Here is a 22,343-nt window from a genome sequence, read left to right as displayed (position 1 = left end):
AGAGGTCCGTGCGGGAACTCGGCAAGATCCGCGGTGGAACCGCCGGCCGCGCCCGCTAACCGCGCCGTGCCGGGGCGGGCTGTGCCGGGGCGGGGCGGGCTGTGCCGGTCGCTCCCGATCTTGCGGAGTTGTCGAGAGGTCCGCGCGGGAACCTCGCAAGATCCGGGGTGAATCCGGCGGGCCGCACCCGCTACCCGCGTCGCCCCGCCGGGCCGGGCCGCGCTCGATCTTGCGGAGTCGCTGAGAGATCCGCTCGGGAAGTCTCGCTCAGCGGGACTGGGCGGCACGGGACTGGGCGGTGCGCGTACCGGAAGAATTAGCGTTTGAAGACGACGGTGGTCTGGGGAAACGGGGGCTAGGACGCGGTTAGCGTCGTTGCGGTGATGGCGCCGTCGGTGGCTGTTGTTCCCTGGACTGAGAGGGACTGGCCCGCCTTCAGCTTGGCCAGCGTTGTGGTCTGCTGGATCTTGGTGGAATCGGCGATCTTTACCGTCACAGTCTTGCCGGCCGCGGTGGTCATGGTCAGGGCGGTTGTGGTGATCGACTTGATGGTGCCGGTGGTGGCATTGCCGGCGGACGCGTTGCCGCCGGTGTTGCCGCCGAAGCCACCGCCGGGGAAGCCGGAGGCGCCGGCTCCGCCTGGCATCTGGCCTGACATGCCGCCGCCGGTTCGGGTCGTGGATGACGTCGCGGTTGCGGCTGAGGATGCCTTGCCCCAGTGTTTTTGCACTGCTACGCCGCCCAGGAAGCCGCCGGCCAGTAAGAACGCGCACAGCAAGGTCGGGGTGGCTCGGTTGAACCACTTGCGGGGGGCCGCCTTTGACAGCCGATCAGGTAGGTCCTCGTCCTCCGGGGGTTCCTCGGTTACCCCTTCTCGGACCTCGGTGTCGCTGTCGGTCATGGCGGAATCCCCTACTCGTACCTGAGGGCGTCGATGGGACGCAGGCGGGCGGCGCGGGCGGCGGGCAGGCCGCCGAAGAACAGGCCGATTACCACGGAGACGCTCAGGGCCAGGACCACCGAGCTGGGTACGACGACCGGCGTCACGCCGACGATTTTGAAGTTGGCGCCGATCAGGGCGGCCGCTACGCCCAGGCCGCCGCCGATGAAGCTGAGCAGCGTGGCCTCGATCAGGAACTGGGTGAGGATTACCCGTCTGGGGGCGCCCAGGGCCTTGCGGATGCCGATCTCGCGGGTTCGCTCCGTCACCGTGACCAGCATGATGTTGGTGATGCCGATGCCGCCTACCAGCAGGCTGATCGCGGCTACCGCTCCTAGGAGCGTGGTGAACGTGTCGGCGGTCTCGGTCTGGGTTTCCAGCAGCTGGGAGGCGCTGCGGATGGTGTAGCCGGCTGAGCCGCTGGAGCTGGTCGGCACCCGCTGGTTGAGGATCACCGTGATCTCGCTGGTGACCGTGCTGACCATTTTCGAGTCGGCGGCCTCGACCAGGATCGAGTTGAGCGCGCCGTAGCCGGTTAGCACCTGGCGGACCGCGGTGATCGGGGCGATCGCGACGTCGTTGGCGTCCTGGAAGCCGCCGCTCGAGCTCTTCTCGTCGAGCACGCCGACGACCGTGAACAGGGCGCCGCTGACGGTGACCTGCTCGCCGACCGGGTCTACGCCGGGGAACAGCTCCTCGGCGACGGTCTGGCCGATCACCACGACCCGGCGGCCCTGGGCGTCGTCGTCCGTGCTGAACGCCGAGCCGGACGCGAGCGGGTAGTTGGCGGCGGTGAAGTAGCTGGCGGTGGATCCGACGAACGAGTTCACGTCGTACGACGTGCTGCCGTAGGCGATCGTCGCCGAGGTGCTGACCACCGGCGACACCGACTTCACATCGGGGGCGAGCACCGGGTCGTCGAGCGCGTCGGCGACCTTCAGCGTCAGGCCGCTGCTGCTGGTGGAGGCGCCGCCGCCGCGGCCGCCGCCGGTCGAGACGGTCAGCGTGTTGGTGCCGAGCGCGCTGATCCGGTCGCTGACCGCCTTGGCCGAGCCGTTGCCGACCGCGACCAGCAGAATCACCGAGGCGACACCGATCAGGATGCCGAGCATGGTCAGCCCAGACCGCAGCTTGTTGGCCGCGAGTCCGCGTAGTGCGAATCGAATGATCTCGGCAAAGCTCATCCCGCTGCCCCCACCGCGTGCTGGCGCACGTCCGATTGGATCTCACCGTCAAAGAGTTTGATCAGCCGATCGGCCCGGGCTCCGACCTCGGGCTCGTGGGTGATCAGGACGATGGTACGACCGGCAGCTCGGAGTTCGTCGAAGACGGTCAGTACGTCCTCGGTGGAGTGGCTGTCCAGGTTTCCGGTGGGTTCGTCGGCCAGCAGCAGGGCGGGCTCGGTGACCAGGGCGCGGGCGACCGCGACGCGCTGTTGCTGGCCGCCGGAGAGCTGGTTGGGTTCGTGGTCGTGCCGGTCGGCGAGGCCGACCGTGTCGAGCGCGTGCATGGCCCGGCGGCGGCGTTCGCGGGCGTGCATGCCGGCGTAGGCGAGCGGGAGCTCCACATTGCCCAGTGCGGAAGTGCGCGGGATCAGGTTGAACGACTGGAAGACGAAACCGATGAGCCGGTTCCGCACCAGGGCGAGCTGCCGGTCGGACAGCCGGGAGACGTCGACGCTGTCCAGCAGGTATCGGCCGGCGGTGGGGACGTCCAGGCAGCCGAGGATGTTCATCAGGGTGGACTTGCCGGAGCCGGAGGAGCCCATGATCGCGACGTACTCGCCGCGCGCGATGGCCAGGGTCACCCCGCGCAGCGCGTGCACGGTGGCCTCGCCCTCGCCGTACACCTTGGTGAGTGACCGGACGTCGAGGACCGGATGCATCAGGGCGGTCCCCCGCCGCCGCTGAACCCGCCGCCGGGGCCCTGTTGGTTGGAGGTTGTCGACGTGCTGGAACTCGATGTTTCCGGCACCACGACCTTTTCCCCCACGGTCAAACCATCAGTGATCTGGTACGAGTCGTCGCCCTTGACGCCGACCTTGACCGTACGGGTCTCGGTGGTGCCGTCGTCGGCCACCACGGTCACCGTGTAGCGGGTGCCGGAGACGGTGACCGCGGCCGAGTTGACGTAGACCGCGTCGGTGGCCGTGCCGGTGGTGACGGTGACGCTTACCGACTGGCCGGGTTTGGCGCCGTCCGGCAGCGAGTCGACGCTGATCGTGACCCCGTACGTGCTGACGCTGTTGCTGGTGGTGGCGGACGGGTCGATGGCGGTGACCTTGCCGGTGGCGGTCGCGTCGGTGAGCGCGGACCAGGTCAGCGCGGCGGTCTGCCCGGTCTTCAGCTTGGTCGCGTCGGACTCGCCGAAGGAGGCGCTGACCTGCAGCTTGTTGAGGTCGGCGAGCTCGACAAAACCCGAGGATTCTTGTGAGCCGCCGCCACCGGAGGAGGAAGCCGACGACCCGACCGTCCCGTTTACCGAGATCACCGTGCCGGCCATCGGGGCGGTGAGCTTCGTACCGTCCACGTCCGCTTGCGCGTCCTCGACGGAGAGGGTCGTGGTGGTCACGTTGTTCGTGGCGGTGGTGGTGTCCGAGCCGGCCTTCACGGCCCGGGCCAGGGCATCCTGCGCGGCGTCCAGGTTCGCTTGGGCGAGGTCGAGGGCGCGCTGCGCGGCGGCCGGGTCGACCTTGGCGAGGAGTTGACCGTTCTTCACGGTCTGGCCGACCTTCGCGTAGACGGCGGTGACCGTGCCGGACGTCTCGAAGCTGGCGCTGGCCGTGGTGGCGGTGGCCAGGGTGCCGTCGGCGGCGACGGTGGCGGTGACCGTGCCCTGGGCGACGGTGACCGTGCGGGATCCGGCCGACGCCTTGGTGGTGGCCGTGCCGGTGTCCCGGACCAGCAGGACGGACCACCCGACCGCGCCGAGAGCGAGCCCGGCAAGGGCGAGGTTGACCAGAAGGCTGGGTACCCGGCGCACAACTCATGATTACCGGCGTTCGCGGTCGATCGCGGCGAAACCGGAGAAAAGCTCGCCTACCAGGACCGAACCACCACTTCGCCGGCGGCCAGCCCGGACACGATCTCGGTGTACTGGTCACCGCGCAGCCCGACCTCGACCTGCCGTTTCGCGGTCGAGCCACCGGACGCGACCAGGACCGTGGTGTCGTGCACGGCGGTGGTCGGCACCCGCAGCGCGGACGTGACCGAGCCGGTGGTGATCTCCACCGAGGCGCTCTGCCCGACCAGCATGTCGGCCGGCTGCTTGGTGAAGGCGAGCAACACGCCGTAGGTCACCAGGGTGCCGTCGTCGGTGCCGACCGGGTCGACCTGGGCGACCTTGGCCGCGAACTGTTCGCCGACCCGGTCGGCCAGGGTGACCACGCCGGCCTGGCCGGTGGCGAGATCCCCGGCGTCGGCCTCCGGGAAGGACGCGGAGACCTGCATGGCGTACGTGTCGGCCAGGGTGATGAAGGTGGAGCCGGAGCTGACCTGACTGCCGACGGTCCCGGCCACCGCCATCACGGTGCCGGCGATGGGCGCGGTGATGGTGGTCCCGGAGAGAGCTTCCTTGGCCTCGGCCAGAGCCGACTTGGCGGAGTTGACCCGCTCCTGGGCAGTGAAGATGGCATCCACGCTCACCGACTGGTTGCCGGGCACCGCCCGGGCCCCGATCGAGGCCGACGGCGACGGAGAGGCGGAGGCCTCGGTGAGCTGGTCCTCGGCGTTGTCCAGGGTGTCCTCGGCGTCGGCTACCGCGTCGGTCGCGTCGTCGTTGTCGACCGCGGCCAGCGCGGCGCCGGCCTTGACCTTGCTGCCGGCCCGCACGTTGACCGCCTCGACGGTCCCGTCCACCGTGAACGACAGGGTGCGGGTGAGGCTGGCCTGCACGGTCCCGGTGGCGGCGACGCTCATCGTCACCGCGCCGGTGTCCACCGCGACGGTCGACACCGCGGTCTTCGTACCGCTGTCGTCGTCCCGGTTGAGGAGGGCCGCCGTGACGCCCCCACCGATGGCCACGATCGCGAGCCCGAAAGCGACCAGTTTTGTCAGCATAAGTCACGATTGTTCTGGCAAACTGCGTGCCTGTCCGGCAAAACGGCTGGGTCCGGCGGGGTGCACTCCCGCCGGACCGGGCCGAGATCAGCTCGTGGGTGCGGACGCGTTCGCGGTCGGCTTCAGGGTGGCGCAAGCCGTGGTTGCCTTGGTCCAGGTGGCGTCGTCCACACCGTCAGGCTGGGTGATCTCGCGACCGCCGCCACCACCACCCGGGTTACCCGAGGGCCGGGCGCCACCCGAAGGCGGGGTGCCGCCGTTCGGCGCGCCCGACGGCGGGGTGCCGCCGTTACCGCCACCGGGGCCGCCGGACGGCATCGTGATGGTCACGCCGTTCTCCGACAGGCAGTTGATGTAGGCGGTCATCGCACTGTTGTTACGGCCGCCACCACCCGGGCCGGCGCTGGCGTTGCCGCCGGCCGGGGTGGTGCTGGTGTCGCCGCTGGAGTCGTCGTCGGAGCCGCAAGCGGCCAGGGATGCCACGGCCACGGCCGTGAGCAGGCCGGCAGCCAGGCGCCGATTACGGGACAGCACGGCGGTTACGGACACAGGTACTCCTTCGGACCGGCCACGGCGTCGCGCCGCGGCCGAGGGGGGTAGGCGGCTCAGCGAAGGCGCTGGCCGCTGGTCAGCCGAGCGGCGACGGCGGGTTCGCGGTGCCGGGTGCGCACCACCGCCCGCGCGTCGTTCGCCATGCCCCGCACGGGGGCGAGCCGGTCGCGAACCGCGAGCCGGACCCGGTCCACCCGGTCGGTAGGGGTGGGCGTGGCGAAGGTGGAGGGCTCGTATCCGAAGCGGTGCAGCCGGGAGCCGAACACCGCTTCGCAGCGTTCGATCTCGCCGGCCGAAAGCCGCTGCTGCCAGCTGCGTACCCGTTCGGTGGTCACGCTCTGGTGGGTGCGGGTGTGCCAGGTCTTGTACTCGGGGACGGCCATCCGGGCCATCTCGTCCGGGCGGGCCATGGCCGGGTGGTACTCCTCGTCGAGGAACGCGCACAGCCGGCGCAGGTGCGGTTCGGGGTCGGTGACCAGGTCCTCGTACCGGACCAGGTGGTAGGTGCCGGGTCCGTAGCGGCGTTCGGCGCGCAGCGACGCGTCGGCCGCCCGGGCCCAGTTGTCGATGTGATCGCAGAGGTTGGCCGAGCTCCACGGCGCCTCCTTGAGCGACGCCACGCAGTCCCGGCCGTCGCGCATGATGTTGACGATCTGCGCGTCCGGGAACATCCGCAGCAGCGCGGGCAGGCTGCGCAGGTAGGACGGGCGCTTGTCGCCCCAGCGGGGCTTGCCGAACCGCTCGGCGTACAGCCGGAACACGGTGCCGATGGCCGAGCCGAGGCTGGGCGGGGCCCCGACCACGGCGTCGACGACCCGCTCGGCGTCCAGCCCGAGGTCCTCGAATTGCGGCGTCTCGACGATCCACCGGGCCAGGTCCCGGCGGTGGCCCGGATCGCGCAGGTCGCCGAACTCGTGCCGCCGCTCGTAGGCGGGCATCACGAAGCGGTTCTCCGGCGGGAGGGCGATCCTCGGGTGGGCGTGCAGCATGAGCTGCAGCATCGTGGTCCCCGATCGGGGGCATCCGACGACGAAGATCGGGCGATCAGTGGGCATGACGCTGACCTTAGGCTAGTATTTACGACTTTTCGGATATGTGCGTAAAGCCAGTCAACGCCCGGCCGGCTGCCGGACGAGTGAAGCTTCGGCGGCGAGGCTGTGGCCCATCGAGCCGGCGGCTGTCGGGACGCTATGAACCACCGGTTGCCGGGTGATTCGCCAGAGGTGGTGCACGAGGCGTAGTTCGAAGATCACCAGGAGCGCCGCAGCGGCCAGGGCGACCCCGCCGACGAAGCCGGTCACCGGGCCGATCACAAAGACCGTCATCTCGAACTCGATGCCACTGAACAGGTGCACCCGGATGCGGCGGGCGGCCAGGGCGGCCTTCACCAGGCCCCGGCGGGACCGCGTGGGCGCGGCGCGGTTTTTTCGATACAGGTCCCGCACCTGCGAGACCTGCCCGGCATTGAGATAGCGCAGCAGATCGAGACTGATCACCAGTGCGACCAGCCACAGGTAGCGGACCTGCCCACTACGCAGGTACTCCCCGCCCATCAGAGCCGCCGCGCAGAGGATGGCCCGCAGCCGGTCGAGCATGAAGTCGCACCACCCACCGAACGGCGATCCGCCGCCGCGCAGCCGGGCCAGCTTGCCGTCCATGCAGTCGGCCACGAAGCCGAGGTGGAACAGCAGCGCGCCGAGCACCGGCCACCATCGGCCGGGCCCGGCAAAACAGGCCGCGGCCCCGAGACCCAAGACCGCCGACAGCGCGGTGAGCCGGTTCGGGGTCACCCATCGCCACGGCGAAACCAGACGAACAAGCCGGACCGCGTACGGGTCGACAAGCGTGACCGTCCACCACGAATCGAGCGGCTTGCATGTCCGAGCACGTACTTCGACGAGCGAGACCCTGTGCATCCCGCCATCAAAGCAACCGTATGGTGCGAATTAGGACTTAGTTGGTCAAGAACCTGCTCACAGCTTGATAACGGCCTCGCGCACCCCGGCCAGCAGCTCGTCGGCCACCGGATAGGGCGTATAGAAGGAGAGCCGGTCGATGGTCCCGCCGAACCGGTCGTGCAGCCCGGCCGGCACGTCCCCGCCGACCGCGAACGTGTCCAGCACGTCGTCGGTGATCAGGGCGGTCATCTCGGCCCAGGCCTGCCGCCGGGAGAGTTGATTGAGCCGGTCGGCGAGGTCACCCCAGCCGTGCAGCTCGAGAACGGGCCGGTAGGCAGGCGTCGACCCGTAGAACGCGATCTGCCCCTTGACCGCCTGCTCGGCCTCGGACCGGGCCTTCTCATCCGCGCCGAGCACCACGAACGCCGACAGCCCGAGCTGGAAGCCGTCGAGCGAGCCGCCGCGCGCCTCGCGCAGGATCGGCAGGGTGCGCTCGCGCAGGTAGGCCGGGCTGGTCAGCGGGTGCACGAGCAGCCCATCGGCGGCCCGGCCGGCCACCGCGGTCATCCGCTCCCCCACCGCCGCGAGGAGGATCGGCGGATTCCCGTACGGATTGGGGCCGGGGTTGAAAAATGGGGTCATCAGGGTGTGCCGGTAGAACTCGCCGCGGAACGACAGCCGTTCGCCGGTGGCCCAGCACTCCCAGATCGCCCGCACCGCCGCCACGAACTCGGCCATCCGCGCGGCCGGTTTGCTCCACGGCATCGCGAACCGCCGCTCGATGTGCGGCTGTACCTGCGAGCCGAGCCCGAGCTGGAACCGCCCGGCCGAGATCAGTTGCAGGTCGTTGGCGAGGATGGCCAGGTTCATCGGGTTGCGGGCGAAGGCCACCGCGATCGACGACTGCAGCGTGATCGCGGTAGTGGCCCGGGCCGCGAGGGTCAGCGAGGTGAAGACGTCGTGCTTGGTCTCGGCCGCGCCGAAACCGTCGTACCCGTCCCGCTCGGCCCGCGCCGCGCCCTCTTCCACCTCTGAAGGTGAGGCGGCCACCCCGGCCGCGAAGTCAACCAGCATGGCCAAGGTCTATCACTTGAGGGCGTCCGCCCCGGAGCGGGGGCGCTCCGGGACGGACGCTTCTTCACCGGCCCGACCGCGTGGAGTTCGGCGTTCCGCTGGGGTGGTCCGCCGGACGGGGGCCGGGCTTTCCGGATCCGCTAGGGCGGACAGATCCGGACGGGCGTACTTCGGGCTTGCCGCTGCTCTGCGGCTTCTGCAGGTCGGTGCAGAAGCGGTCGACGCGGTCGCGGTCCTTGCGGCCGGCCTCCTTGATCAGGTTGCCGAACTCGGGCTCCTCGAGGGCGCCCTTGCGCTGGTCGCCGGGGCGGGCGGTCCAGCGTGCGCAGAGCTTGGCCAGGTCGCCCGGGGCGAACGAGTGACTGGGCCGGGCGGACGGGGTGGTGGACGGGTGCGGCCGGGCCGAGTGCGACGCCGACGCGGACGAATGGGGCTTGGGTGCGATGTGCAACGGGCCGGGCAGCGTGCCGGTGCCGGCCGCCAGCGCGACGCCGCCGGCGCCGAGCGCCGCGACCGCTGCGGCCACCTTCACGGTCAGCAACTTCGCCAGGGTGGTCTTGAGCATCTGAATCCTCCGGAAGCGTGGGGATAGCAGATGAGCAGCCACGAAGGCCGCTGCCGCGGCGTCCTCACCGGCCAGGTGGCGGCCGGAAGCCGGTGCGGACGCAGCCGCCAGCACGGCACCTACGGGGTGCGTGCGGCGGGCCGCCGGGTCGCGCAGCAGAAGCTCCGCGGTGTCCCGGTCGAGCGGGTGGTGGTCCTCGTGGATGCTCATCTCACTCCCCTCAGCGCCGGTGCCGGTTCAGGTGTCACAGGGCCGGGAAATCGCTGCGCGAGCGTGCGCAACCCCCGGTAGGCGGCGGTGCGCACGGCCCCGGCCCGCTTGCCGAGCACCTTGCCGGCCGATGTCGCGTCCAGGCCGAGCACGGCCCGCAGCATCACCGCCTCGGCCTGATCGCGGGGCAGCGAGGCGATCAGCGCGACCGCCGCGTCGGTGCCGAGCGATTCGAGGACCTGCTCGGCGGTGTCCTGGGCGGCCACCAGGTCGGCCGCGACCATGTCGATCGGCACGGCCGGTATCGGGCGGCGGCGGGCCCGGCGCAGATGGTCCATGGCCCGGTGCCGGGCGATCGTCGCCGACCAGCCCCGGAAGCCGTCCCAGTCGCCGCGGAAGGTGCGCAGGTCGCGGGCTATCTGCAGCCAGGCCTCGGAGGCGACGTCCTCGGCGTCCGCACCGACCAGCACCGTGAGGTAGCGCAGCAGCGCCGGATGCTGGGCCCGGTAGACGATCCGGAACGCCGTCTCGTCGCCCGCGCAAGCGGCCGGCAGCATCGCCGCCAGCTCGTCGTCCTCGCCCGACATGACCACCCCCAAACCACTCAGCGCACCGGCGCCCGGATGTGTCACACCTGGATCTTGAAGCTGGTCAGAAGGTCGGCGGCCCAGAGCGCGTCGAGGATCATGGCACAGCGCGCGCCGAACAGGATGTCGGCGGCGGCCTCCGGTTCGGCGGCGGCGAACGACCCGCACAGGTCGTGCGCGGCGATCTGCTCGTGCACGGCGTCGGCCAGGACGTGCTCGTCGTAGAAGCGGGTGGCGGCCGGGGTGCCGCCGAGCCGGCGCAGCCCGTTGCCATAGGCCCGGTTGGGCAGCGACGAGGTCATCTCGAACGCGGCGAGATGCCCTAGCAGCGCGCCGCGCAGCCGCCGGTGCAGGCCGAACAGCGACATCAGGTTGTTGGTGGCCAGGGTCAGCGTGGTCGCGGTGCCGAGGTGTGCGCCGTAGGCCGGGTCGAGGCCGAACCAGCGCATGGTGTCCTGGAACAGTTCCTGGTGCATCCGGCCGGGCACCCCGTTGCCGTACTCGTCCTGCTGGATCTCGACAAGCGCGGCCTTCGGCCGCCCGGCCAGCCGGGGAATGGCGAAGGTGTGCGGGTCGGCCTCGCGCAGGTGATAGACCGAGCGCTGGGCGACGAACTCACGGAACTGCCCATGCGAGGCCCGACTGCTGAGGTACGCGGCCAGGGGTGGACCATCCTGCTGGGCAATTTCGGTCAGCAGCCGCGGAATGTCACCCGGCGCCGGGGTCGGCACCGGGCCGGCCAGCGCCCGCAGCCGTTCCTCCAGGACCGCTTCCATCCCGGCCCGCACCGCCAGCAGTGCCGGGTTCCACTCCCACCGGTCGTCGACGCCGTCCCAGCCGCGGTAGTGCAGCTCGTAGCAGACGAACAGGGCAAGCTGGAGATCGTCGTCGGTGAGCGGGTCGCGCCTTTCTAAAACAACATCGCCGAGCGCGTGACGGCCGCTCAGAGTGCCGATCACCGCGGCCGACACCGGGCCGCGCGGAGCCGGAAGTTTCATGCACCCCCGCTAACGCCGCAAGTCCTGCAAAATCGCTAGGGTAGGGCATGTTTCGCAGGCAGCGTGGGACGCCCGCCACGATCGTCCCGTACCCGGACGGCCCGCTGATCATCCGGGGCGATTTCGAACTGCGCACGCCCGACGGCGAGCCGATCGATCCCGGTCGCGAGACGATCGCGCTGTGCCGCTGCGGCCGCTCCGCGGTCAAGCCGTTCTGTGACGGCACACACAAGAAGATCAACTTCCGGGCCTGAACTATCGTTAAGCACGGACCACCCGATAAGCTGTGGGACGGCTCCTCGATCAGGCAGCCTTTCACGCGCCCCGCGCGTCGCCGGCCAACCGCCGTGCCCCAGGGCGCTGTTCACCAGCCTGACCGGGAGACCCATCATGACCCACCCTGCCGTCCGCCCCGCGCTGCCCGCCCAGCGTCTGGCCGGCGTCGCCAGCTCACCCGTCCGCGACCTGCTCGCCCTCATCGACCGCCCGTCGGTCATCTCGTTCGCCGGTGGCCTGCCCGCCCCCGAGCTTTTCGACCTGGACGGGCTGCGCGGCGCCTTCGACCGGGTGCTGTCCGCCCCCGGCGGCCGCCGCCACCTGCAGTACGCACCGACCGAGGGCAACCCGGACCTCCGCACCCGGGTGGCCGCCCGGATAACCGCCCGCGGCCTGCCCACCGAGGCCGGCGACCTGCTCGTCACCACCGGCTCGCAGCAGGCGCTGACCCTGATCGCGGCCGCCCTGCTCGACCCCGGCGACGTGGTCGCCGTCGAGGAGCCCACCTACCTGGCCGCCATCCAGTGCTTCCAGCTGGCCGGCTGCCGGATCGTCACCGTCCCGGCCGACCACCACGGCGTCGACCCGGACGCGTTGCGCGAGGTCATCGCAGAGTCCCGGCCCAAGCTGCTCTACCTGGTGCCGACGTTCGCCAACCCGACCGGCCGCACCCTGCCGGTCGAGCGCCGGGCCGCGGTCGCCTCGCTGGCCGCCGAGCACGGCATGTGGGTGGTCGAGGACGACCCGTACGGCGAACTGCGCTACCGCGGCGAACCGGTCGCCGCCCTGGCCGCCCAGCCCGGCGCCGAGGAGCACGTGCTGCACCTGGGCAGCTTCTCCAAGATCGCCGCGCCCGGCCTGCGGCTCGGCTGGGTGCGCACCCCCGCCGCGCTGCGCCCCGCACTGACCGTCGCCAAGCAGGCCGCCGACCTGCACACGTCCACCATCGACCAGGCCGCCGCAGCCGAGTGGCTGGCCACCACCGACCTGGACGCGCACCTGGCCGGCCTGCGCGACGCCTACCGCGCGAGGCGGGACGCGATGATGGCGGCCATGCCCGGCACCGCGCCGGCCGGCAGCACCTGGTCCGACCCGGACGGCGGCATGTTCACCTGGCTGCGCCTGCCCGGCGAGGTCGACACCGGCACGCTGCTGCCGGCCGCGCTGGCCCGGGACGTGGCGTTCGTGCCCGGCGCCCCGTTCCACGCCGGCCGCCCGGACACCGCGACCATGCGGCTGTCCTTCACCACGCACACCCCCGAGGAGGTCGGCGAGGGCATGCGCCGGCTGGCCGGGGTGCTCAGGACGCCTGCTTCCTGATCCACGACACGCAGGCCTTGTCCACGGTCGCGAACGGCACCCCGTACGCATCGTGGCTGGCCTGGTCGTAGCTGTTGTCCTGGGTAAGCACCAGCCGCACGAAGGTGAACAGTTTCGGCTCGCCGTACTTGGTGGCCATGCAGTCGGCGGCCCAGTGGCTGAGCCCGTAGAACGCGTCGCCGGCCCGCGCCGGGGCCTTGGGTCCCGGCCGGGGCGGCACCATCGAGTCCGGTGCGTCCCGGTCGAGTTGCCACCGCACGCTGGACCGGCGGAAACTCCCGGAAGCGCCCTTGGGCTGCCATCCGATGTATTCCGCGATGCCCTCGCTGAGCCAGGTGTCCTCGGCCCCGTCCACCTGATAGGCCCCGGTCAGCGTGACCACGTGGCCGAGCTCGTGCTGCACGGTGGTGCGCAGGGTCAGCGCGCTGTCCATCTCGGACATCCGGACGAGCACGTCGATACCGCTCCGATTGAGCGGCAGGGCCAGCCCGATCGCCCACTCGTCCTGGTCCCCGCCGTACCAGGCCTTCCACTGCTTCTCCCCGGCCAGGAAGATCCGGTAGTTCCGCTGCGGCGTCCCGTTGAGCGCCGCGTAGTGATCGGCGGTCACCGCCGCCTTCTCGGCCACCGGAAGCACCCGCTTCAGATCGGCCTCCTGCCCCTTGGCCGCCGCCACGACGACCCGCTTCCCCGAGGCGAAGGCAAGTTCGCTGTCCTCCCACGGCAGCGGCTGCCGCGAGTCCGGCGCGGTCGACTTACCGAGCGCGCTGATCACGTAATGCCCGCCGACCAGCCGCAACGTCAGCTCCTGCGAGATGTGCGGCGGCCGGGCCCAGTCGGTGCCCGGATTGGCCGGGCACATGTCGTCGCCGAAGCAGTAGTCGGCGTCCACCCGCACAGCCACCGCCGCCGCGTCGCCCTTCACGGGTTTCCCCAGGCCCGGCTGGTAGGCGAACCGCGTGATCCCCAGCCCGCGCAGGTTCCGGAAGAGAACCCGGTACTCAGCCCGCAGCTCGGCCTTCCCCGGATCGACCGCCGCCAGCCACGCACCCTCGTCACCGCCGGTAAGCGCCGCCTCCTGCGCCTTGAGCGCGGCCACCGCCAGGTCATAGGGGGTGGTCGCGGCGGACGCCGGCGCCGCGCTGGCCGCAGCCACTGCCGCGCCTTCCGGCGCCGACCCGGGCTGAAAGACCAGGACCCCCACCAGGAGTACGGCGAGAGCCGCCACCACCGCAAGCACCACCCGAACGCCCCACCGGCGCGCCCCCACCGTCCCCACCGGCGGCGCCACGGGGACGACCGGGACGACTGGCGCGACCGGCAACGTGTCGTGCTCGGGGACGCGCTGGGCGGGAATCGCGGCGACGTCGGGGTCGTCGGACATCGCGGCTCCTTGTGAGGTTGGTCAATAGATCCAACCAGATGGCTAGCCGTAACACGACCGGCATGTGGATCAATAGGATGCCGCGCATGCCTAAATCGCTGGGGGCACTGGTGCCCGGGTCCGAACTGGACGCGACGATCAATGCCTACCGCACCTGTGAGCTGGTAACCATCGGCAAGGACGGAACCCCGACGGCCTGGCCGACGTCCGGGATCTCGCTGTCCGACGGCCGTTTCCTGCTGACCACGTCGCTCGGATTCCCGCAGAAGGCCTACAACATCCGCCGCGACGACCGGGTGGCGCTGCTGTTCTCCGAGCCGCACGCGAGCGGCCTGGACGCACCCGAGCAGATCCTGCTCCAGGGCACGGCCACCTGCCCCGACGAGGTGCACACCGCACCCGACGGCGACCTGGCCGACTTCTGGCGGCGGCTGTTCGACCGCCAGCCGAGCTGCCGCAAATACCTGGACTGGCCGGCCACTGCCCTGACCGACTTCTACTTCATGCGCCTGCTGATCACGGTCACCCCCACCAAGATCACCGCCCGAGACCTGCCGCCCGGGACAACCCCCCAGCGGGTGGCCGGAAGCGGCCTGATCGGCGATGAGGTGCTGGCCGAGTACCCCTCAGTAGTCCTTGCCGCCCGAGACGCCACCGGCACCCCAACCTTGCTCCGAACCACGGTCTCCGCCGACGGCGGCGCTTACCGCGTAGCCGTCCCCGACGGCCACCCCCTGACCGAGGGCCGAGCAAGCCTGCTGGTCCACCGACACGACGCCCAACTGTCGAACCTGCACAGCGCGGTAGTAACCGGCTCCTTGAAAACGGACGCCGACGGCGCCTGGCTGCTGACCCCAGACCGCCTGATCGAGCCGGCCGGCCGCAGCAAGGCAAGCCTCACCGACCCGATCCGCACGGTCCGAGACTGCCGATCCACCACCAAGAATTACCTGGCCAAGCGAGCCCTGCCCCGCCCGTCAATCCCATGGAACGCCTACCGCAAACTACGAAAAGCAATCTAAAACCTTCGCCAGTACGCCCCGCAACCCCCACAACCGCAACCACCCCCGACCGCCCACACAGCGCGACCACCGTCCAACACCAGCGCGCGAAGCGACTCTCGCGCAACCAAAACCCCACCCCAGCCCCGCCCGACCCCCCCGCCCCCGCCGGGCGGGCGGCCGCCAGCGGGGGGCCGGCCAGCGGGCGGCCGGCCAGCGGGCGGCCGGCCAGCGGGCGGCCGGCCAGCGGGCGGCCGGTAACGGCTGGCGAGCGGCGGCCGCCCGGCGACAGCCGGACGGCCACGGACGAGGGGCCGGCGACCGAGGGGTCGGGCCCGCCCGTAGCGGGCGCGGGGAGGGTGAGTCGCACCTGGCGGGACCGAGTGCCACGGGAGTGTGCCAGCGCGTACCGAAAAGGGATTTCTCCTCCGGATCGCTTGCGGTCCAGTGCGGGTAGACCCCCTCTGGGTCTAGACACCTGGTCGCGGCCGGGCCTTCGCCCGGCCGTCCGGCTCCACACGAACCTGCATCGGGCGTGCATCGCGCGGTTCCGGCGCGCCGACCGGATCGAATGGTGGTCGCCGCGCTCCCGGATTTGTGCCCGGGAGCACGGAACAGGGGGTCCGGTCCGCATTCCGGAAATCACTCCCACCTGACGGACTCCACCCACCCGGAAAAACCGATATGCCGTTCATGTCAGCGCCGGGACGACTCAGCCCACGGCGAACTTGTCGAATTGACTACCCGTCCATTGCCGTAGCTTTCCAAGATCGCAGGTCAGGCGCGGGACCGAGCCGACGCTCCCGGCTGACGCCATGAACGACGGCATCGGCCCGCGCGGGACGCCGCCACCAGCGACAGGGCGCTGATAGGTGCGCAGAACAGCACGTATAGGTGCGCAGAGCAAAGCCGCCGGAACACCACCGGTCGCCTGACGCGGGAGCCGCCGGCCCGCCGCTGGTCCCGGCCCGCCGCTGGTCCCGGCCCGCCGCTGGTCCCGGTCGGGCCTGGCTGCGACGGGGTGGCTAGGCGGGGACTGTGGCGGCTAGGAACTCCTGGACTCCGCGGAGGCGGGTGTGCAGTAGGGCCTCGGCTCGGGTGGTGCTCAGCCGGATGTCGGCTGGTAGGGGCAGGCCGGCCTCGGCGGTGGTGGCTGCTGGGATCAGTGCCGGGTCTAGGCCGTCTCGCCGTGCTACCAGGACGCCCAGGTCGTAATAACTGATCGGGTCGGCGCCGGCCACGTTGAGGATGCCGTGGTGGTCGTTGAGCGCCAGCTCGAGCAGGGCGTCGGACAGGTCGTCCACGTGGATCGGCTTGCGGACCTGGTCGGTCAGCAGGACGCCGGTTCGGCGGCCGGCGATCAGGTCGTGGGTGAGGATCTCGTGGTCGCCTCGGCCGTCGCCCAGAATCAGCGAGGTGCGCACCACGGCTGCCGACGGGTCGATTGCCCGGACCGCCGTTTCGGCCGCCGCCTTGGCTGCGCCGTAGAGGTGGGTCGGGTCGGGCATCGCGGTCTCGTCGTATTCCACGTCTCGGCCGGAGAAGACCGCCTCGCTGGACACGTGCACCAAGCGGGCGCCGACCGCGTAGGCGGCCGCCGCCACGTGGGCGGCGCCGTCGGCGATCACCCGCCAGTCCTCGCGGCCGGCCGCGGTGTGGATCACCACGCTCGGGAAGACCCGGCGGACCAGGTCGCGAACCGCGGTGGCGTCGCGGATGTCCAGCGGCACCTCGCCCAACTCGCCGGCCGAGCTGAACCTGGTGCCGACGACCATCCAGCCGGCCGCCATCGCCCGCGAAGCGACCTTGCGGCCCAGGTGCCCGCTCGCACCGACGACGAGCATCCTCTCGGTCATGGGAGCGCACCTTACCGACTCACCACACTGGACCGGCACCCCCTGGACCGGCCTAATCCAATGCCGGTCCGACCATCAGCTTGGCGGTCCAGCGCCGGGAGGCCTCGTCGTCGCAGCGGTACTGCACCGCGATGCCGTTCTCAACGACGCTTCCACCGGCGATGGTCAGGCATTTGTGGCTGTGCGCGTTCTCCAGCCGGATGTAGGCCAGGTCCAGCCCGGTGCGGCCGCCGACCTGCCATTCGCTGGTGGCGCCGCCGCAGCGGTTCTGGATCGCGAAGCCGTTGTCCTCGACGCTGTCCCCGGCGATGGTGAGGCACTTGCCGCTCTTCGCGTTGACGATCCGGTAACCGGCGGCGGAGCGCTGGAACCGCCAGCGGTAGGACGAATCGCGCGCGCAGTCCTTCTGGATCAGGATCGCGTTGTCGGCGAGACCGCCGGCGGTGACCGTGAGGCACCGGTGGCTGTTGGCGTTGACGAGCTGATAGCCGAGGCCGAGCAGCCCGCGGTCCTGCCCGGCGGCCGGCCCCGCGATTACTCCGGGAACCGCGACACCGACAAGGACCGCGACACCGCAGCGGCTCCAGAAGGACTTCATCACCGAACACCCCCGTACCCCGAAGATCAGCACCGCCACGCTAGCGGCTATGTCATGGTTTACCCGTTTTTTCAGTCTTTAAAGCGACGGCGCGTCGCAGTACGGTGAGGCGGTGGGGATCACGTTCGGGGTGCTGGGTCCGGTCGCGGCCTGGGACTCGGCCGGCGATCCGATCCCGCTCAAAGGCCCGCGCCATCGCGCGGTCCTGGCCCGGCTGATCGCCGCGCGCGGCCGGGTGGTTCCGGTGGGCGACCTGGTCACGGACCTGTGGGTGGCGCCGCCGGAAGGAGCAATTCCCGCGGTACGGACGTTTGTCGCGGCCCTGCGCCGAGCGCTCGAACCGGACCGTACGCCGCGGGTCGCGGCCCGCCTGCTGGTTACCGAGGGCCCCGGGTACGCCCTGCGCGCCGCCCCGGCCGCAGTCGACGCCTGGCGTTTCGAGGACACCGTGCGGTCCGCCCCGGGCGACGACCCGGTGAAACGCCTGGTCGAGGCGCTGTCCTGGTGGCGCGGACCGGCCTACGCGGACTTCGCCGACGAGCCGTGGACCGGCGCGGAACGCTCCCGGCTGGCCGAGCTGCGGCTGCGCGCGGTCGAGCAGCTGGCCGAGGCCCGGCTGGCCGCCGGCGACCCGGCCGGCGCGATTCCCGACCTGGACGCGCACGCCACCGAGCACCCGTGGCGCGAGCAGGCCTGGCGGCTGCTGGCGCTGGCCCTCTATCGCACCGGCCGGCAGCCCGACGCCCTCGCCGTGCTGCGCCGGGCCCGCACCCTGCTGTCCGATCAGCTCGGCCTCGACCCCACCCCGGAGCTGCGGAAACTGGAGTCCGACATCCTCCGGCAGGCACCCCAGCTCGACCTCGGGCGGGCCGGCGAGGTGTGGGCCGACGCGGCCGCCGACTACGACCGGATCGTCGCGGCCGGCGCCCGGGCCCGCCTCGACTCGACCGTCACCCTGCTGCGCAGCCTGGCCGTGACCAGCGGCGGCGGCCTGGAAGCGGCCCGCCGGCACCGCACCGCCGCGATCGCCGCCGCCGAGGAACTGGGCGACCCGGCGCTGACCGCCCGGGTGATCGGCGCCTACGACGTCCCGGCGATCTGGCCCCGCCCCGACGACCCGGCCCAGGCCGCTGCCATCGTCGCCGCCGCCCACCGCGCCTTACGCCAGGTCGAGGCACCGGCGACTCGGGCGCGGCTGCTGGCCACGATCGCGGTGGAGTCGCGGGGCGCGGCGGCGACGGCGGAGAGTCGGGCGGGTGCGGTGGAAGCCGTTGGCATCGCGCGTGAGCAGGACGATCCGGCGTTGCTGGCGTTCGCGTTGAACGGGCTGTTCATGCAGAGCACCTACCGGATCGGGCTGGCCGCCGAGCGGGACCGGATCGGTGCCGAACTGGTCGAGGTGACCCGCCGGGCCGGGCTGGTCACCTCCGAGGTGCTCGGGCATCTGATCCGGATACAGGCCCGCAGCGCCCTCGCCGACTTCGCGGCGGCCGACCGGCACGCCGCGGCCGCTGACGAGCTGTCGGCGCGGCACGAGCTTCCGCTGGTCACGGTCTTCACGACCTGGTACCGGGCGATGCGGCTGTCGGTTGACGACCCGGAGGCGGCCGGCCCGGCCTATGCGGCGGCCGCTCTCCTTCTGGACGAATCCGGAATGCCGGGCCTGGCGGTCGGGCTGCCGGCCCTGGCTCGGCTTGCGCTAAGTGTGCGGTGCGGCGAGCCCTCGCTTCCGCCGGCCACGGGCGGTGACTTCGGGCCGTTTGAAAAGTGGGCGCTCCCGCACGTACACCTCGCCGAAGGCCGGGAACGGGAAGCGTTGGCGGCCCTCGGAGATCTCCCCGCGCCTGCGCCCGATCTTCTGAGCGAAGCGCTGTGGGGCCTGACCGCCCAGGCTGCGCACCGGCTGGGTGATCAGGCCACGCTGGACCGAGCGCGGTCCGCTTCGGAACCCGCGCGCGACGAGATCGCGGCCGGCAGCGGCCTGATCTTCGTGCCTCAGCCGCCGGTGTAGGCCGCGTAACCGCGGTCGGCGCGGGCCGCCGCCACCGCCGCGTCCTCGCCGTCGGCGACCGAGGCCTCGGCCCACGCGTCGGCGCTGAGCCGCATGAACAGCTTGCCGTCGCCGCCGGCCACCCAGGCCATGATCTCGTCCATGGTCAGCCGGGTGAAGTCGCGGTCGGGGACGTAGCCGGCCAGGCCGAGCAGGCCCGAGTCCCAGCCGATGCCGGTGGCGCCGGGGCCGAACTGCTCCCACCACTCGTCCTTGACGTGGGCCACGTGCTCCAGCTCGAAACGAGTGCCGCCGTCGGTCTCGGCCAGGGTCACCGTGATCCAGCTGACCTCGTCGCCGTACTCCCAGGTGGCGGTGAAGCCGCGGGGTTTGTCGCAGGACGTGATGGTGCCGCCGGCGTTGCCCTCCAGCTGGTAGCTGCCGCCCTCCTTGAGCTCGCCGGCGATCGGCATGAACCAGCGCTCGATCCGCTCGGCGGAGGTCACCACCGTCCACAGATCGTCGATGTCGGTGTCGTAGACCTGGCTGATCGTGGAGACGCGGGCCTCCCCCGCCTCCAGGGTGCGGCGGCCGAGCGTGCGCCGCACGCTCGCGATCTGCTGTCGGACGTCGGGCAGGGCCATGGGTCAGTTCCCCTCGTCGGCGAGGCGTCGTTGGCGTTTGCCGCGGGCCACCTCGGTGGCCATCGCGGCGAGGTGCGGCGTCCAGAACCGGCGGAATCGGCCCAGCCAGGCGTCGGCCTCGCGCAGTGCGGTGTCGTCGACCGCGTAGAGGCGGCGGGCGCCGTCGGGGCGCACGGTGGCGAAGCCGTTCTCGCGCAGCACCTTGAGGTGTTGCGAGACGGCCGGCTGGGAGATGCCGAACTCGGCCCGGATGACCTCGGTGACCCCGCCGGAGGACTGCTCGCCGTCGGCGAGCAGTTCCAGGATGCGCCGGCGAACCGGGTCGCCGAGGACGTCGAACGCGTGCACGGGCCGTACGCTATCAGACATTGCTTATATAAGTCACTGCCTAGATGCGGGGGATGTAGAGTAGTTGCTTGCGTCAGCAACTTTCTTCGAGGAACGGAACCGCCCGGTGAGTGATCTGAATCTGCTGGTAGTCGTCGCGAGCACCCGGCCCGGCCGCAACGGCCTGCCGGTGTCGCAGTGGTTCGTCGATGCTGCCAAGGCGCACGGCGGTTTCCAGGTGTCGGTGGCCGACCTGGCCGAGGAGAACCTTCCGCTGATGGACGAGCCGCACCACCCGCGCCTGTCGAAGTACCAGCACGACCACACCAAGCGCTGGGCCGAGAAGGTCGCCGCCGCCGACGCGTTCGTGTTCGTGATCCCGGAGTACAACTACGGGCTGAGCGCGCCGCTGAAGAACGCGATCGACTACCTGCACAACGAGTGGCGCTACAAGGCCGCCAGCGTGGTCAGCTACGGCGGCGTCTCGGCCGGCACCCGCTCCGCGGTGGCCGTGCACGGCGTCACCTACGCGCTGAACGTCTTCATGATCGCCCAGGCGGTGAACATCCCGTTCGTGATGAACCAGATCGTGGACGGCAAGTTCGACCCGAGCGAGACCACCGAGCAGGCCGCCCAGATCATGCTCACCGAGTTGGCCAAGGTGGCCGAGGCCCTCAGGCCGCTGCGCGCCTGAGACGCCGCCGACCCCCGCCGCGTGTCAGGCGCGGCGGGCGTTGGCCACGATCGCGTCGACGATCTGCGCCCAGAGCTGCACCGGCAGGTCGTGGCCCATCCCGGGAATCACCAGAAGCTCGGCGCCGGGAAGCGCTGCCGCGGTCGCCTGCCCGCCGTCCGGCGGGATCAGCGGGTCGTCGGCGCCGTGGATCACCACGGCCGGCACGGTGACCTCGCGCAGTCCCGGCGTGCGGTCCGGCGAGGCGATGATCGCCGCGTACTGCCGGAGGGTGCCCTGCGGGCGGTAACCCCGGTCGTACTTGGCGGAGGCCCGGCGTTCCACTTCGGCCTGCGGCGCCGGATAGCCTGGCGACCCGACGACCCGGGCGCCGGCCACCGCGTTGGCGACCGCCTCGGCCCGGTCGGCGGCGGGCGGCCGGATCAGCACCGCGGCCGCCGCCTCGGTGGGCCGCCCGACGCCACGCGCCCCGGTGGTCGACATGATGGACGCGAGGCTGGCGACCAGCTCGGGGTGATCGAGGGCGAGCTGCTGGGCGACCATCCCGCCCATCGAGGCCCCGACGACGTGGGCTCGCTCGATGCCGAGTTCCTTGAGCAGACCGGCGGCGTCGGCGGCGAGATCGGACAGCAGGTAGGCCACGGTGGACCGGTCCCCGGACAGGATCGCCGGCACGTCCGGCAGGCCGACCTCGTCGAATCCGGAGGACAGGCCGGCGTCCCGGTTGTCGAAGAGCACGACGTGGAATCCGCGGCCGGCGAGCTGCTCGACGAAACCGGCGGGCCAGTCGATCAGCTGCGCGCCGAGCCCCATGACGAGGAGCAGGGCCGGATCTGCGGGATTGCCGACCGTCTCGTACCAGATGTCGACCCCGTTGGCGCGAACCTCAGCCACGGCCACTCCCCTCTCGTCACGTTACGCGAGCCCATCCTTCCGTACGGCGTTCACGTTTCCCAGGCTACGAGGTGGCGTTTAGATGGCGAGCGCGGAGATCGTCCATCAGTTCCGCCAGAAACGCCGGGCCTCCCTCGCGGATTTCCTGCTGCCGAAGTTCCTCGTCGCCGGGTCGCCAGTCCAGGCCCCAGTTGCCCAGGGCGACCAGGATCGGCAGGGTCTGGATGCCGGCCTCGGTGAGGCTGTAGCGGGCGCGCTGGCCGCGCGCCGCGGTGCCGCGGGTCAGTAGGCCGGCCTCGACCAGCCGCACCAGGCGGTCGGCCAGGATGTTCGACGCGATGCCCTCGGCCGAGCCGGTGAGCAGAGCCCGGAAGTAGCGGCGGTCGCCCAGGATGACGTCGCGCAGCACCAGCAGCGCCCAGCGGTCGCCGAGCACCTCGACGGCGGCGCCGATCGGTTCCACCGGTTCCTCCTTGA

General features: G+C 71.3%; 24 protein-coding genes. 5 read left to right on the top strand and 19 right to left on the bottom strand.

The window, feature by feature from the left end:
- Positions 1 to 355: 355 nt before the first annotated feature.
- The 12 genes from Ate02nite_RS23885 to Ate02nite_RS23830 form a co-directional block, all read right to left on the bottom strand.
- Positions 356 to 901 carry a hypothetical protein gene (locus tag Ate02nite_RS23885; RefSeq protein ID WP_203809208.1) on the bottom strand — a complete coding sequence of 182 codons (546 nt, stop codon included), beginning with the start codon at positions 899 to 901 and terminating at the stop codon, positions 356 to 358.
- Between the two features lie 11 nt (positions 902 to 912).
- The gene (locus Ate02nite_RS23880; RefSeq protein ID WP_203809206.1) at positions 913 to 2,124 is read right to left on the bottom strand and encodes an ABC transporter permease; all 1,212 of its coding nucleotides are present in this window, start codon (positions 2,122 to 2,124) and stop codon (positions 913 to 915) included.
- Entirely contained in the window at positions 2,121 to 2,825 is a 705-nt protein-coding gene (locus Ate02nite_RS23875) for an ABC transporter ATP-binding protein (protein ID WP_203809204.1), read from the bottom strand. The genes Ate02nite_RS23880 and Ate02nite_RS23875 overlap by 4 nt, the downstream gene beginning before the upstream one ends.
- On the bottom strand, positions 2,825 to 3,922 hold the full coding sequence (locus tag Ate02nite_RS23870) for an efflux RND transporter periplasmic adaptor subunit (RefSeq protein ID WP_203809202.1): 1,098 nt from the start codon (positions 3,920 to 3,922) through the stop codon (positions 2,825 to 2,827). Before Ate02nite_RS23870 ends, Ate02nite_RS23875 begins: the two co-directional genes overlap by 1 nt.
- A 56-nt stretch (positions 3,923 to 3,978) precedes the next feature.
- Positions 3,979 to 4,998 (bottom strand): efflux RND transporter periplasmic adaptor subunit, encoded by a 1,020-nt coding sequence (locus tag Ate02nite_RS23865; protein ID WP_203809200.1) that lies wholly within the window; start codon positions 4,996 to 4,998, stop codon positions 3,979 to 3,981.
- A gap of 87 nt (positions 4,999 to 5,085) precedes the next feature.
- Positions 5,086 to 5,547, bottom strand: a complete 462-nt coding sequence (locus Ate02nite_RS23860; protein WP_203809198.1) for a hypothetical protein — start codon at positions 5,545 to 5,547, stop codon at positions 5,086 to 5,088.
- A gap of 56 nt (positions 5,548 to 5,603) precedes the next feature.
- On the bottom strand, positions 5,604 to 6,605 hold the full coding sequence (locus tag Ate02nite_RS23855; RefSeq protein WP_203809196.1) for a sulfotransferase family protein: 1,002 nt from the start codon (positions 6,603 to 6,605) through the stop codon (positions 5,604 to 5,606).
- 54 nt (positions 6,606 to 6,659) lie between these two features.
- Positions 6,660 to 7,466, bottom strand: a complete 807-nt coding sequence (locus Ate02nite_RS23850) for a CDP-alcohol phosphatidyltransferase family protein (RefSeq protein ID WP_203809194.1) — start codon at positions 7,464 to 7,466, stop codon at positions 6,660 to 6,662.
- Positions 7,467 to 7,523: 57 nt separating this feature from the next.
- Positions 7,524 to 8,522: a TIGR03617 family F420-dependent LLM class oxidoreductase gene (locus tag Ate02nite_RS23845; RefSeq protein WP_203809192.1), complete on the bottom strand. Its 999-nt coding sequence runs from the start codon at positions 8,520 to 8,522 to the stop codon at positions 7,524 to 7,526.
- Positions 8,523 to 8,586: 64 nt separating this feature from the next.
- A complete protein-coding gene (locus tag Ate02nite_RS23840) occupies positions 8,587 to 9,297 on the bottom strand; it encodes a hypothetical protein (RefSeq protein ID WP_203809190.1) in 711 nt (236 codons plus the stop codon).
- The gene (locus Ate02nite_RS23835) at positions 9,294 to 9,929 is read right to left on the bottom strand and encodes an RNA polymerase sigma factor (RefSeq protein ID WP_307873288.1); all 636 of its coding nucleotides are present in this window, start codon (positions 9,927 to 9,929) and stop codon (positions 9,294 to 9,296) included. The genes Ate02nite_RS23840 and Ate02nite_RS23835 overlap by 4 nt, the downstream gene beginning before the upstream one ends.
- Positions 9,926 to 10,882, bottom strand: a complete 957-nt coding sequence (locus Ate02nite_RS23830; RefSeq protein WP_203809188.1) for an iron-containing redox enzyme family protein — start codon at positions 10,880 to 10,882, stop codon at positions 9,926 to 9,928. The genes Ate02nite_RS23835 and Ate02nite_RS23830 overlap by 4 nt, the downstream gene beginning before the upstream one ends.
- 47 nt (positions 10,883 to 10,929) lie before the next feature.
- On the opposite strand from Ate02nite_RS23830, the gene Ate02nite_RS23825 reads away from it, so the two are divergent.
- A complete protein-coding gene (locus Ate02nite_RS23825) occupies positions 10,930 to 11,136 on the top strand; it encodes a CDGSH iron-sulfur domain-containing protein (RefSeq protein ID WP_203809186.1) in 207 nt (68 codons plus the stop codon).
- Positions 11,137 to 11,272: 136 nt separating this feature from the next.
- Positions 11,273 to 12,478, top strand: coding sequence for an aminotransferase-like domain-containing protein (locus Ate02nite_RS23820; RefSeq protein ID WP_203809184.1), 1,206 nt, complete (start codon positions 11,273 to 11,275; stop codon positions 12,476 to 12,478).
- Here the strand turns inward: Ate02nite_RS23820 and Ate02nite_RS23815 are convergent.
- Positions 12,459 to 13,862, bottom strand: coding sequence for a hypothetical protein (locus Ate02nite_RS23815; RefSeq protein ID WP_203809182.1), 1,404 nt, complete (start codon positions 13,860 to 13,862; stop codon positions 12,459 to 12,461). The two genes, Ate02nite_RS23820 and Ate02nite_RS23815, sit on opposite strands and share 20 nt — an antisense overlap.
- An 86-nt stretch (positions 13,863 to 13,948) precedes the next feature.
- Between Ate02nite_RS23815 and Ate02nite_RS23810 the strand changes: the two genes are divergently transcribed.
- On the top strand, positions 13,949 to 14,884 hold the full coding sequence (locus Ate02nite_RS23810; RefSeq protein WP_203809180.1) for a pyridoxamine 5'-phosphate oxidase family protein: 936 nt from the start codon (positions 13,949 to 13,951) through the stop codon (positions 14,882 to 14,884).
- A 1,004-nt stretch (positions 14,885 to 15,888) separates the two neighbouring features.
- Here the strand turns inward: Ate02nite_RS23810 and Ate02nite_RS23805 are convergent.
- Positions 15,889 to 16,719: an SDR family oxidoreductase gene (locus tag Ate02nite_RS23805; RefSeq protein ID WP_203809178.1), complete on the bottom strand. Its 831-nt coding sequence runs from the start codon at positions 16,717 to 16,719 to the stop codon at positions 15,889 to 15,891.
- Between the two features lie 52 nt (positions 16,720 to 16,771).
- The gene (locus tag Ate02nite_RS23800; protein ID WP_203809176.1) at positions 16,772 to 17,317 is read right to left on the bottom strand and encodes an RICIN domain-containing protein; all 546 of its coding nucleotides are present in this window, start codon (positions 17,315 to 17,317) and stop codon (positions 16,772 to 16,774) included.
- Positions 17,318 to 17,429: 112 nt separating this feature from the next.
- On the opposite strand from Ate02nite_RS23800, the gene Ate02nite_RS23795 reads away from it, so the two are divergent.
- Positions 17,430 to 19,328, top strand: a complete 1,899-nt coding sequence (locus tag Ate02nite_RS23795) for an AfsR/SARP family transcriptional regulator (RefSeq protein ID WP_203809174.1) — start codon at positions 17,430 to 17,432, stop codon at positions 19,326 to 19,328.
- Here the strand turns inward: Ate02nite_RS23795 and Ate02nite_RS23790 are convergent.
- Together Ate02nite_RS23790 and Ate02nite_RS23785 are read right to left on the bottom strand one after the other, a co-directional pair.
- Positions 19,313 to 19,951, bottom strand: coding sequence for an SRPBCC family protein (locus Ate02nite_RS23790; protein WP_239147634.1), 639 nt, complete (start codon positions 19,949 to 19,951; stop codon positions 19,313 to 19,315). The two genes, Ate02nite_RS23795 and Ate02nite_RS23790, sit on opposite strands and share 16 nt — an antisense overlap.
- 3 nt (positions 19,952 to 19,954) lie before the next feature.
- Positions 19,955 to 20,299: an ArsR/SmtB family transcription factor gene (locus Ate02nite_RS23785; protein WP_203809172.1), complete on the bottom strand. Its 345-nt coding sequence runs from the start codon at positions 20,297 to 20,299 to the stop codon at positions 19,955 to 19,957.
- A 106-nt stretch (positions 20,300 to 20,405) separates the two neighbouring features.
- Between Ate02nite_RS23785 and Ate02nite_RS23780 the strand changes: the two genes are divergently transcribed.
- Entirely contained in the window at positions 20,406 to 20,972 is a 567-nt protein-coding gene (locus tag Ate02nite_RS23780; protein ID WP_203809170.1) for an NADPH-dependent FMN reductase, read from the top strand.
- A 24-nt stretch (positions 20,973 to 20,996) separates the two neighbouring features.
- Here Ate02nite_RS23780 and Ate02nite_RS23775 read toward each other — a convergent pair whose 3' ends face one another.
- Together Ate02nite_RS23775 and Ate02nite_RS23770 are read right to left on the bottom strand one after the other, a co-directional pair.
- Complete coding sequence (locus Ate02nite_RS23775) at positions 20,997 to 21,866, bottom strand: alpha/beta fold hydrolase (RefSeq protein ID WP_203809168.1); 870 nt, start codon at positions 21,864 to 21,866, stop codon at positions 20,997 to 20,999.
- 64 nt (positions 21,867 to 21,930) lie between these two features.
- Positions 21,931 to 22,329 (bottom strand): winged helix-turn-helix transcriptional regulator, encoded by a 399-nt coding sequence (locus tag Ate02nite_RS23770; protein ID WP_203809166.1) that lies wholly within the window; start codon positions 22,327 to 22,329, stop codon positions 21,931 to 21,933.
- Positions 22,330 to 22,343 lie beyond the last annotated feature (14 nt).

This window comes from Paractinoplanes tereljensis (assembly GCF_016862435.1).
In the GTDB taxonomy this organism is placed as follows: Bacteria; Actinomycetota; Actinomycetes; order Mycobacteriales; family Micromonosporaceae; genus Actinoplanes; species Actinoplanes tereljensis.
This window is presented reverse-complemented; position numbering and strand designations above follow the sequence as displayed.

Excerpts from the sequence above, each read along its gene's own strand:
- Ate02nite_RS23885 (WP_203809208.1), bottom strand. The coding sequence starts at position 901 with ATGACCGACAGCGACACCGAGGTCCGAGAAGGGGTAACCGAGGAACCC.
- Ate02nite_RS23880 (WP_203809206.1), bottom strand. The coding sequence starts at position 2,124 with ATGAGCTTTGCCGAGATCATTCGATTCGCACTACGCGGACTCGCGGCC.
- Ate02nite_RS23875 (WP_203809204.1), bottom strand. The coding sequence starts at position 2,825 with ATGCATCCGGTCCTCGACGTCCGGTCACTCACCAAGGTGTACGGCGAG.
- Ate02nite_RS23865 (WP_203809200.1), bottom strand. The coding sequence starts at position 4,998 with ATGCTGACAAAACTGGTCGCTTTCGGGCTCGCGATCGTGGCCATCGGT.
- Ate02nite_RS23855 (WP_203809196.1), bottom strand. The coding sequence starts at position 6,605 with ATGCCCACTGATCGCCCGATCTTCGTCGTCGGATGCCCCCGATCGGGG.
- Ate02nite_RS23850 (WP_203809194.1), bottom strand. The coding sequence starts at position 7,466 with ATGCACAGGGTCTCGCTCGTCGAAGTACGTGCTCGGACATGCAAGCCG.
- Ate02nite_RS23845 (WP_203809192.1), bottom strand. The coding sequence starts at position 8,522 with ATGCTGGTTGACTTCGCGGCCGGGGTGGCCGCCTCACCTTCAGAGGTG.
- Ate02nite_RS23840 (WP_203809190.1), bottom strand. The coding sequence starts at position 9,297 with ATGAGCATCCACGAGGACCACCACCCGCTCGACCGGGACACCGCGGAG.
- Ate02nite_RS23830 (WP_203809188.1), bottom strand. The coding sequence starts at position 10,882 with ATGAAACTTCCGGCTCCGCGCGGCCCGGTGTCGGCCGCGGTGATCGGC.
- Ate02nite_RS23825 (WP_203809186.1), top strand. The coding sequence starts at position 10,930 with ATGTTTCGCAGGCAGCGTGGGACGCCCGCCACGATCGTCCCGTACCCG.
- Ate02nite_RS23820 (WP_203809184.1), top strand. The coding sequence starts at position 11,273 with ATGACCCACCCTGCCGTCCGCCCCGCGCTGCCCGCCCAGCGTCTGGCC.
- Ate02nite_RS23815 (WP_203809182.1), bottom strand. The coding sequence starts at position 13,862 with ATGTCCGACGACCCCGACGTCGCCGCGATTCCCGCCCAGCGCGTCCCC.
- Ate02nite_RS23810 (WP_203809180.1), top strand. The coding sequence starts at position 13,949 with ATGCCTAAATCGCTGGGGGCACTGGTGCCCGGGTCCGAACTGGACGCG.
- Ate02nite_RS23805 (WP_203809178.1), bottom strand. The coding sequence starts at position 16,719 with ATGACCGAGAGGATGCTCGTCGTCGGTGCGAGCGGGCACCTGGGCCGC.
- Ate02nite_RS23800 (WP_203809176.1), bottom strand. The coding sequence starts at position 17,317 with ATGAAGTCCTTCTGGAGCCGCTGCGGTGTCGCGGTCCTTGTCGGTGTC.
- Ate02nite_RS23790 (WP_239147634.1), bottom strand. The coding sequence starts at position 19,951 with ATGGCCCTGCCCGACGTCCGACAGCAGATCGCGAGCGTGCGGCGCACG.